The sequence below is a fragment of the Okeania sp. SIO2B9 genome (assembly GCF_010672505.1).
GTDB lineage: Bacteria > Cyanobacteriota > Cyanobacteriia > Cyanobacteriales > Microcoleaceae > Okeania > Okeania hirsuta.
Window position 1 is genome coordinate 1 of sequence record NZ_JAAHGK010001776.1, and the last position, 1118, is coordinate 1118.

General features: G+C 33.8%; 2 protein-coding genes. Both read left to right on the forward strand.

All coding sequences use genetic code 11. The features are described from left to right. Positions 1–511 (forward strand): WD40 repeat domain-containing protein (locus F6K13_RS34345; RefSeq protein ID WP_287290114.1); only part of this gene is annotated, 511 nt, incomplete at its 5' end. Between the two features lie 18 nt (positions 512–529). After that, positions 530–826 (forward strand): CD225/dispanin family protein, encoded by a 297-nt coding sequence (locus F6K13_RS34350; protein ID WP_287290116.1) that lies wholly within the window; start codon positions 530–532, stop codon positions 824–826. Positions 827–1118 lie beyond the last annotated feature (292 nt).

Genomic DNA, 1118 nt, shown 5'->3' on the forward strand with positions numbered 1-1118 from the left:
TAGAGTCATACACAGTTTAAGCGAACATCAAGGCTATGTTTATGCTCTTGCTGTTTCTTCCAATGGGCAAACTTTAGCTACTGCTGGTACGGACAAGAAAATGCTGATTTGGGAACTGCCCATTAAAAATGATAAATTTCTGAAATTTCTTGCCCTCAAGCATCCTAGTTTTATCAAAGCTTTAGCCTTTAGTTCAGATGGTAAAATGTTGGTTAGTGGTTGTGGAGACAAAACTATCTATGTGTGGGATACGAAAACCTGGAATCTCAGGTATAATTTGGAAGGACACACCGGAGCAATTTGGTCTCTGGCGATTAGTCCAGATCACCGCATCCTTGCCAGTGGAAGTAATGATTGCACAATCAAGGTGTGGAATTTATCAACCGGAACTTTAAAAACTACTTTAACCGGGCACACTGGTATTATCACCACCCTAGCTTTTAGTCCAGATAATCAGACCTTAGCTAGTGGCAGTGATGACAAAACGATTAAAATTTGGCAAATTGTATAAAATATAGTTTAAGTAAATATGACACCTAGCAAAGAAAATATTCCTAACTATCGAATGCCAGCAATTTTACTCACTTTTCTATGCTGTTTGGTAGTTGAAAGGTGGGCAGTTTTTTATTTGCCTTTCGGAATTGTCACAATTATTTATGCAACTCAAGTTAAGACACGACTTGAATTGGCAGACGCACTAGGAGCAACTACAGCATCAAAAAAAGCTAAGAAATGGTTTTTGTTTAGTTTAATAGTAGCGATAATAATGATGGTTTTATATGGATATTATAATATTATGGCTAATAATAATGATTATTCTGACTAATAATATAATTATAGAACCTAATACTAATAATATTAATAATCTATTCCTAACAATAACTTAAACATAGAAGGGTTATACTAACTCACTTTAAAAATGTCATAAATATTGGGAAACTTATAACTCCTGAAATTACTGTATTGTCAAATTTTTCTATTTATCAAATCTTATTTTTAACTTTTGCCTTCCGTGATATGAAATCCGGTAGTGTAGGTATAAATAAAGCAGAGAAACTCGGTTTATATAAAATAAATCACATATCTCTCCCATAAACCCGGTTTCTTATAACACCCCA

Excerpts from the sequence above, each read along its gene's own strand:
- F6K13_RS34350 (WP_287290116.1), top strand. The coding sequence starts at position 530 with ATGACACCTAGCAAAGAAAATATTCCTAACTATCGAATGCCAGCAATT.